Origin of the sequence: Micromonospora phytophila (genome assembly GCF_023656545.1) — a bacterium.
GTDB lineage: Bacteria > Actinomycetota > Actinomycetes > Mycobacteriales > Micromonosporaceae > Micromonospora > Micromonospora phytophila.
In genome coordinates, this window is the sequence record NZ_JAMOKF010000255.1 from 1 (window position 1) to 8,067 (window position 8,067).

Sequence of the window (8,067 nt, forward strand, 5' to 3'; positions counted from 1 at the left end):
TGGCGGCGGCCTGCGCGGCCTGGGCGGCCGGCGTGGCCGGTGCGCCGGCCAGGCCGGCGCCGAGCACCGCCAGGCTGAGCGCCAGCCGGACGGCGGCGACGCGCTTCGGGCGGGGCGGCGGGGGGACGGGACGGGTGGTGGTGGCGGGTACGGGCTGCATGTCGTCGCTCCGGTGGGGAAGGAGCCGACGGTCCGGGCATCCGGGCCGGGACCGGTCGATGTTGTTCATCGACAACGGTCATCGTCCGTCCGGGGGCGGGCCAATCCCAGCCGGGCTATGCCGGGCGTGGTATGTCGCGGCTACCGGGGGAAGTAGCGGTCCAGCAGGTCGGTGCGGAACTTCCCGGCAGAATCCAGCCGGCGGAGCAGACCCAGGAAGTCGGCGTACCGGGGGTGGCTGGCGGCCACCGCCGACGGGGCGAGCCCGAATACCTTGCTCCAGTGCGGGCGCGGCGCGAACGGCGCGAGCCGCTCCTCCACGGCCGCCACCACCGGCAGCACCGCGGCGGCGTCGGCCACCCAGGTGAAGTGGATGGCGAGGCTGTCCCGGTCGTAGTGGGGGCTGAGCCAGAGCCGGTCGGCCGCGACCGCCCGCAGCTCGCAGACCTTGAGCACCGGCGCGATCAGGTCCGCGACCGCGTCGAGCGCGGCCAGCGCCTCGGCGGCCACGGCGCGCGGCACGTGGTACTCCGACTGCAACTCCTCGCCGCTGCTCGGGGTGAAGCCGAGCCGGAAGTGCGGCAGCCGCTCGTGCCACGGGCCTGGCACGCCGAGCTGCGGGGTGCAGTTCTGCGGCGGCATGCCGAGCACCGGATGCCGCGGCGCGTCGGCCGCCGTCGTACCGAGCCAGTCCGCCGGGAGCGGGGCCGCCTCCGCGCGCTGCTTGACCCACACCTCCCGCAGGCGCGGCGCCCGCCAGTCGGTGAAGACGCTGACGCTGTACGCCGAGGCGAACGCCGCGTCCAGGTCCGCGCGCGACAGGTCGAGCCGGACGTGTTGGCGGATGTCGAAGGCCGGCACCACGTCGAGGGTGACCCGGGTGACGACACCCAGGGCACCGAGGGAGACCACCATCCCGGCGAACGGGTCCCCGTCCGACGCGCGGTCCACGGTCAGCAGGTCGCCGTCGGCGGTGACCAGTTCCAGACCGGCGACCGCGCTGGCCAGGCTGCCGATCGTCTCCCCCGAGCCGTGGGTGCCGGTGGCGACCGCCCCGGCGACCGAGATGTGCGGCAGCGAGGCGAGGTTGGCCAGGGCGTACCCCTGCGCGTGCAGCCGGGCGGCGAGGTCGCCGTACCGGGTGGCGGCCGGCACGGTGACGGTGCACCGGTCCCGGTCGAGCTGGAAGGTCGCCGGCAGCCCGGCCAGCGACACCAGGTCACCGGTGGTGTCCCCGAGCCGGTTGAACGAGTGCCCGGTGCCGACCGCGCGCACCCGCTCGGCGCCGGCCACCAGCCGGCGCAGCTCGTCCACAGTGGCGGGCCGGTGGTACCGGCGCGCGGCGTAGCGGACGTTGCCCGCCCAGTTCCGCCGGGCCGGACCCACTGGCGCACTGCCGCCGGCTCCGATCCCCTCACCGCCGGTTCCGGTTCGGTCATCGGCGCTTCCGGTCCGGTCATCGGCGGCCGGGGGACGCGGCACCGCGTCCGCCTCGGCCGGGTCACTGTCGAGGCGCTGTGCGACGGCGGCGTTTCCGGTGCCCGTCCGGGCGTCGTTCGGGCTGCCGGTCACGGGGTGGGGTGGCGGTCGGTGGAACGGTCGTCGGCGAGCGCGCCGCTGAGCGCGGCCAGGGCCTCGTCGACCTGGAGGCGGCTGTAGCCGCGCCCCTCGATCGGCAGCCCCTCGGCCCGAGCGCGCTCGATCTCCGACCGGGCGGCCTGCCGCTCCAGTGCACCACCCCAGACCAGGGCGTCCCGGCCGCGCCGGATCAGCTCGTCGACCCGCTCGGCGCGGTAGCCGCGCAGCCCGACGGCGAAGTCGTCGGCCGCGAACGCGGCCCGGCGGCGCCCGAGCACGTCGACGAAGCGGTCCCCGGCGTACCGGGCCAGCGCCGCCGCCACCTCGTCGGGCTTCTCCCGGACCCGTTCCAGGTCGAGCAGCTCCACCGCGGCCCGGCCGTCCACCGGGTGGTGCGCGTCGGCCGGCACGTCGATCATGGTGCCCGGGGCGGGCACCAGCAGCAGCCGCGGCGTCGAGGGCCGCCCCTGGAGAGCGGGCGGCTGGTCGAGAGCCAGCGCGGCGACCTCCTGCCAGGGGATCACCCGGCGCAGCCCCGGGCGCCGGACGGTCAGCCCGTCGGCGGAGATGCCGAAGCGGAACGGGCGCAGCAGGCTGACCAGCACGGCGCCGCCGAGCAGCACGGCGCCCACGGCCACCAGGCGGCGCAGCACCGCGTCCTGGCCCGGCAGCGCCAGCAGCACGACCCCACCCAGTACGCAGACCAGGGGCAGCACCAGCGCTCCCCGGTTCCGGTGCAGTTCCACCCTCGTACCCCCGTTCGTGACCACGGTCGTCGGAGAGCATCATCCGACGACCGGACGAGGGTGAGCACCGGTCGATCGGACACGGTTACCCCCGCCCTCGTCGGGGAACCCTACGCCGATGAGCACCTACCGCGATCCCGCCCCACGGGGCGACGTCTTCCCCTCAGAGGAGGAGATCGACCCGACCGGCACCGGGCTGGAGCCGTCCAGCGCGCCACCGGCCCGGGCGTACCCGGTGGGCACCTCGCCCGGGCCGCGACCGACCCCGGCGCCCCCGCCGGCGCCGCACCCGGTGCCGCACCCCGGCCCCGCGCCCCGGGTGGGTGACGGCGGCGCGCAGTCGATCGTCACCCGCCACCTGGACGGGTCCGTCGAGGTGGTCACCGACCTGAACGGCGACGGGATCGCCGACGTGGTGCAGTTCGACCTGGACGGGGACGGGATCCCGGACGTCACGTACGTCGACAGCGACCGCGACGGCCGGCTGGACACCGTGCTGCGCGACCCGGGCGCGGTCGGCCCGGTCCGCTGAGCCCCGGCCGCGCCGACGTCGCGGTCACACCTGCGGCATCACCTCGGCCGCGACCAGCTCCAGGTGGTCCAGGTCGGCCAGGTCGAGCACCTGGAGGTAGAGCCGCTCGCTGCCGATCTCCGCGTACCGCCCGATCTTGTCGACCAGCTCGGCGGGGGTGCCGGCCAGGCCGTTGCCGCGCAGCTCGTCGGGCTCCCGCCCGATCGCGGCGGCCCGGCGCGCCACCTCGGCGTCGTCCCGGCCGCAGCAGAGCACCAGCGCGTTGGACCAGCACAGCTCCTTCGGGTCCCGGCCCAGCTCGGCGCAGGCGGCACGGACCCGGTCGAACTGGGCCACGGAGTCCTCGATCGAGGCGAACGGCAGGTTGAACTCGTCGGCGTACCGGGCGGCGAGCCGGGGCGTCCGCTTCGGGCCCATGCCGCCGAGCAGGATCGGCGGGCGCGGGTCCTGCACCGGCTTGGGCAGGGCCGGCGAGCCGCTGACCGGGTAGTACGTCCCGGGGAAGTCGAACGTCTGGCCCGGCGGGGTCTCCCAGAGCCCGGTGATCACCGCGAGCTGCTCCTCCAGCCGGTCGAAGCGCTCCCCAAGCGACGGGAACGGGATCCCGTACGCGGTGTGCTCCTCGGCGTACCAGCCGGTGCCGATGCCGAGTTCGACCCGACCGCCGCTCATCTGGTCCACCTGCGCGACGGTGATCGCCAGCGGGCCGGGCAGCCGGAAGGTGGCGGCGGTCATCAGGGTGCCCAGCCGGATCCGTCGGGTGTCGCGGGCCAGGCCGGCGAGGGTGGTCCACGCGTCGGTCGGGCCGGGTTCCCCGCTCACCGAGCCCATCTTCAGGTAGTGGTCCGAGCGGAAGAAGGCGCCGAAGCCGGTCTCCTCCGCGGTGCGGACCACGGCGAGCAGGTCGTCGTAGCTGGCGCCCTGCTGGGGTTCGGTGAAGATCCGCAGTTCCATGACCCGAGCATAGGTAGCCCACCGCAGCAGCGCCGCCGGACGCCGCGTCACCCGGCCGGGCAGGGCATATGCCTTGACAGGAATATGCCTGGCGAGGCATGTTGAACCGGTGACCGTCGACGCGTTCGCCGTGCTCGCCGAGCCGACCCGGCGTGCGATCCTCGACCAGCTCCGCCGGGCCGAGAGCAGCGTGGGCCAGCTCGCGGGCACCCTCGGGGTGAGTCAGCCGACCGTCTCCAAACACCTGCGGGTGCTCCGCGAGGCCGGCTTCGTCGCCTGCCGCACCTCGGCCCAGCACCGCATCTACCGGATCGACGCCCGGCCGTTCCAGGCGGTCGACGGGTGGCTGGCGCCGTACCGCCACCTGTGGACGACCCACCTGGACGCGCTGGAGCGTCACCTCGACAGTCAGGAGCAGTGATGGACAGCGCCCAGTTCCGCCCGGGCCCGCCCGCCGAGGTCGCCCTCGACGACACCGGCGACCGCCCTACCCTGGTCTTCGTCCGCGACCTGCGCCACCGGCCCGACGCGGTCTGGTCGGCGCTGACCGACCCGGCCCGGCTGCGGGAGTGGGCGCCGTTCCTCGCCGACCGGGACCTGGGCTCCCCCGGCGCCGCCGTGCTCACCCTGGTCGACGGCGAGCACACCGAGGACCATCCCGCGACCGTACGCCGGGCCGAGCCGCCGCACCTGCTGGAGTACACCTGGGGCGAGGACCTGCTGCGCTGGGAACTCGTCCCGGCCGGCACGGGCACCCGGCTCACCCTGCGGCACACCGTCGCCGACCGGGGAACCGCCCCGATGGCGGCGGCCGGCTGGCACCTCTGCCTGGACGTGGCCGAGCGCCTGCTCGACGGCGACCCGGTCGGCCCGATCCGGGGCGCGGAGGCCATGGACTTCGGCTGGGCGCAGCTGCGCGACGCGTACGCCGACCGTCTCGCCCCCTGACCACGCCGGGCCGACCGGTGCCCGGCGTGGTCGGCCCGCTCAGACGTACGGCCGGGTGGCGTACGCGGCCCGCAGGGCGGCCAGGCCGGTCTCCTTCGGCGACAGGGTGCCCCAGCCGGAGTTGAAGTAGTTGGTCCGGACGATCCGGGGTCCCCGCTCGGCGTTGAGCTGGGCGATGGCCGCCGGCACGGTCGCGATCCAGGCCGCCTGGTTCGGGATCTCCGCGACCCGCACACCCCACTCGGCGATCAGCACCGGGCGGGAGAGCGCGATCGGGCCGAGGTCCGCCACCGCCCAGTCCTTGGGCCGCCGGAACCGGGCCAGCGCGGTGTGCGTGGCGTTGGTGGCGTACACGTTCCACTGGAGGAAGTCGAGCTTGGCCATCAGCGGCTCCGGGTGGACGCGCTGGTAGCAGGCCCGGTCGAAGCCGGCGACCCCGACCGAGAAGGTGGTGCCGGCGGGCAGCGCCCGGGCCTTGAACCAGTCGACGATGTACGTCATCGCCTGCACCGCCCGGGCGTCCGACTGCGCCCAGGTGTAGGTGACGCCGGATTCGGTGGTGCCGAACTCGTGGTCGGTGTCCAGCTCGGAGGCGAGCTGGATGTTCACCCCGAAGCCCAGGGTCCGGTACTGCGACAGCGCGCGGGCGAACAGCCCGTCGCAGAGCCCGGCTAGGACCTGGCTGTAGCCGTACGCCCGGGGCCAGGTCGTCCCCGGTCGTTGCTGGATGGTCATCGCGGGCGCCGGGACGGTGTAGGTGGTGCCGTCCACGGTGAAGGTCTGCGGCCCGGTGTTGGGCGCGCCGTAGTGCTTCAGCTCCAGCACCATGTTCATCTTCACCCCGGAGCGGCCGAGGGTGATCAGCCACGGCCGGTTGTAGCCGGGGAAGATGTAGCCGTCGGCGAAGCTGCGGTACTGGGTGAGCGACCGGAAGTTGCCGCCCGCCATGTCCGCCGTCGGGTCGGCCCCGCCCGAGAGGTAGTAGCCGCCCAGCACGGGCGCGGCGATCGTGTAGTCGGCGGTGGCGGTGGCGGTACGCCCGCCGTTGTCGCGCACCGTGACGGTCACCCGGGGCATCACGCCACCGCCCGGTGGACGGCCACCGAGCCGTTGTCCGAGACCTTGGCCCAGGTGCGCCCGGAGTCGTCGGCGACGGAGAGGGTGAGCGGGTCGATGACGGCGGTGACCTTGACCGGGGCGCTGCTGTTGCCCTGCGCGTCGGTGACCACGATCGTCACGGTCACCGGTCTGGTGTCGGCGTCGCCGTAGCTGACCGTGAGGGTCATCTGGTCGCCGGGAGAATAGGTCGAGGCGTTCAGGGATGCGGTCGCGGTGGGAGCGGCCATTGCCGGCTCCTCTCTGTGCTCGGTCGCCGGACCGCAGGTCGTGGACGATGCCGGGCCCGGCTGAAGATGTGGGATCGGCGACGGCCGGGCGCGCGTCGGCGCGGCCCGGGGACCGGTCATGGGGTACGGCGAGCCGACCGCGCTCCCGTCGGGGTTCGTGGCGCGGGTCGTTGACTGCCATGAGTGGTGACGTCGCTGTCGGTGATGAGGTGGCACGGTCCCGGGCGCCCGGGACGGTGTCGACCGGAGCGCGGCTCTGCGGTGCCTGGTCGGACCGGCGGTGCGCTGCGCCGGGTCCGCCGCAGGGGCTCCGGCCGGGCTCGGTGATGGCGGTGTCGGCGTGGACGATGCTGTCCCGCCGGGCCCGAGGATCGGAATGGGGCCCGCCACCCTTACGCCTCTGACCTGCTACAACAGTGCGACGGGAAGGCCCTCGGCGTCCTGTCCGGAATCCGACGGCGGTTACGTCGGCCAGGTGACTGCGTCACCGGCGGAGCTGTGCAGCGACCCGTTCCCGGGCGTTCCTCGGCCTCAACCGGCTCTGCGGGCTCTGCGGGTCACTCCCCCGGGTGCCCCTGCGGCCGCGCGGTCCGACCGCCCGCCCGGGCGTGGGCTCAGCCTCGTCCCCGGTCTCCGCGGTCCCGACGCAGGCGGTGGGCGCCGAAGCTCACCGCCGTGGAGCCGGCCGCCATCCCGACCAGGACCAGGACCGCGCCCACCACCCAGAGGCCGGAGTCGTCGGTCGACGCGGCCCGCCAGGACCAGGCGACGGTGAAGGTCGCCGTCATGGTCGCCGCGGCCAGCAACGGGTTGAGATACCAGCCACCCAGGGCCGCGAGCAGCGCGAGGGTGAGCACGCATCCGACGACCTGCCACGGCTCGTACGGGCCGCTGGTCGAGCCGGTCACCGGGTCGACCGTGTAACGGGTGTCCCAGCCCAGCCAGCACCACCAGGTGGCGAGCGTCGCCACCGCCAGGGCCGGCAGACCGAGAAGATCACGCACGCGCGTCGTCAGGTTCACCCCAGGATCATCGTCGGTCGACCCGCTCCCGTGAATGAGCATTCGTACTCAACGGGCGACGTCCGGCACGACGGGCCGGCCTCCTCGCGGCGGCATCCCCGATCCGCGCCCTTACACCCTCGTCGACGTCGGTGAACCACTCCCCGTCCTCGTGCCGCCGGCGGAGGACGCCGCACACCGAGGTCCGTCGATCCCCCGGGGCGGCGGGGCGGAGGTCGGGGGCCGTACAGTGTGCGCACCATTTGATCAAGGAGGGTGCCGTGACCCAACCGCCGAAGGTGCCGGGGCCCCCGGCCGGCGAGGCGTCCGACAGCGCTGGTGACGCGGCACCCGGGAGCCCACCGCCGCAGTTGCTCGTCATGCCCGCCGTCGACGGGGCGCCGACGCCCATGACGTGGCCGGGGACGGACGACGGAACGGCCTGGGCGATTCCCGTCCAGATCCCGGCCGGCACCCGTGGGTACGCCGTGTTCATCCCCCTGGTCCCGGTCGACCCCTCGTCGCCGCAGGCGCAACCGGCCCCGTCGACGCCGGCGCCCGTCGCCGGCCCGGCCACCGGGACGCCACCACGCCCGATCGCCGAGACCGGTGCCCGACCGCCCGCGGATCCCGCGCTTCGTGCGGGTGACGACGGGTCGGACGGAGTCGACGTTCCCTCGGGCGAGGCCGCCCTCACCGGAAGGCCTTCCACCGGGACGCCTTCGACCCAGACGCCCTCGACGCAGGCCGCCTCCGCCGGGACGTCCCCGACCGGCACCGCGCCCGCCGGCGGCACGCCGCCA

Annotated in this window: 9 protein-coding genes and 1 pseudogene; 4 read left to right on the top strand and 6 right to left on the bottom strand. The window is 74.7% G+C overall.

Features of this window, described 5'->3' with window-relative positions; translation table 11 throughout:
• Positions 1-300: 300 nt before the first annotated feature.
• Positions 301-1,545 (bottom strand): FAD-binding protein, encoded by a 1,245-nt coding sequence (locus NCC78_RS23570; protein WP_250797112.1) that lies wholly within the window; start codon positions 1,543-1,545, stop codon positions 301-303.
• Between the two features lie 182 nt (positions 1,546-1,727).
• Positions 1,728-2,483, bottom strand: a complete 756-nt coding sequence (locus NCC78_RS23575; protein ID WP_250797114.1) for a hypothetical protein — start codon at positions 2,481-2,483, stop codon at positions 1,728-1,730.
• Positions 2,484-2,601: 118 nt separating this feature from the next.
• Here NCC78_RS23575 and NCC78_RS23580 point away from each other — a divergent pair, with 118 nt between their 5' ends.
• Entirely contained in the window at positions 2,602-3,015 is a 414-nt protein-coding gene (locus NCC78_RS23580) for a hypothetical protein (RefSeq protein WP_250797116.1), read from the top strand.
• 24 nt (positions 3,016-3,039) lie between these two features.
• Here NCC78_RS23580 and NCC78_RS23585 read toward each other — a convergent pair whose 3' ends face one another.
• A complete protein-coding gene (locus NCC78_RS23585) occupies positions 3,040-3,969 on the bottom strand; it encodes an LLM class F420-dependent oxidoreductase (protein ID WP_250797117.1) in 930 nt (309 codons plus the stop codon).
• Between the two features lie 109 nt (positions 3,970-4,078).
• Here NCC78_RS23585 and NCC78_RS23590 point away from each other — a divergent pair, with 109 nt between their 5' ends.
• Together NCC78_RS23590 and NCC78_RS23595 are read left to right on the top strand one after the other, a co-directional pair.
• On the top strand, positions 4,079-4,390 hold the full coding sequence (locus NCC78_RS23590) for an ArsR/SmtB family transcription factor (RefSeq protein WP_250797118.1): 312 nt from the start codon (positions 4,079-4,081) through the stop codon (positions 4,388-4,390).
• Positions 4,390-4,917 (top strand): SRPBCC family protein, encoded by a 528-nt coding sequence (locus NCC78_RS23595; RefSeq protein ID WP_250797119.1) that lies wholly within the window; start codon positions 4,390-4,392, stop codon positions 4,915-4,917. The genes NCC78_RS23590 and NCC78_RS23595 overlap by 1 nt, the downstream gene beginning before the upstream one ends.
• Before the next feature lie 39 nt (positions 4,918-4,956).
• On the opposite strand, the gene NCC78_RS23600 is transcribed toward NCC78_RS23595, so the two are convergent.
• The 3 genes from NCC78_RS23600 to NCC78_RS23610 form a co-directional block, all read right to left on the bottom strand.
• Positions 4,957-5,994, bottom strand: coding sequence for a hypothetical protein (locus tag NCC78_RS23600; RefSeq protein WP_250797121.1), 1,038 nt, complete (start codon positions 5,992-5,994; stop codon positions 4,957-4,959).
• Complete coding sequence (locus tag NCC78_RS23605) at positions 5,994-6,263, bottom strand: hypothetical protein (protein ID WP_250797122.1); 270 nt, start codon at positions 6,261-6,263, stop codon at positions 5,994-5,996. Before NCC78_RS23605 ends, NCC78_RS23600 begins: the two co-directional genes overlap by 1 nt.
• Positions 6,264-6,877: 614 nt before the next feature.
• A complete protein-coding gene (locus NCC78_RS23610; protein ID WP_250797123.1) occupies positions 6,878-7,267 on the bottom strand; it encodes a hypothetical protein in 390 nt (129 codons plus the stop codon).
• A gap of 278 nt (positions 7,268-7,545) precedes the next feature.
• On the opposite strand from NCC78_RS23610, the pseudogene NCC78_RS23615 reads away from it, so the two are divergent.
• Positions 7,546-8,067, top strand: a pseudogene (locus NCC78_RS23615) (hypothetical protein); the annotation flags it as partial.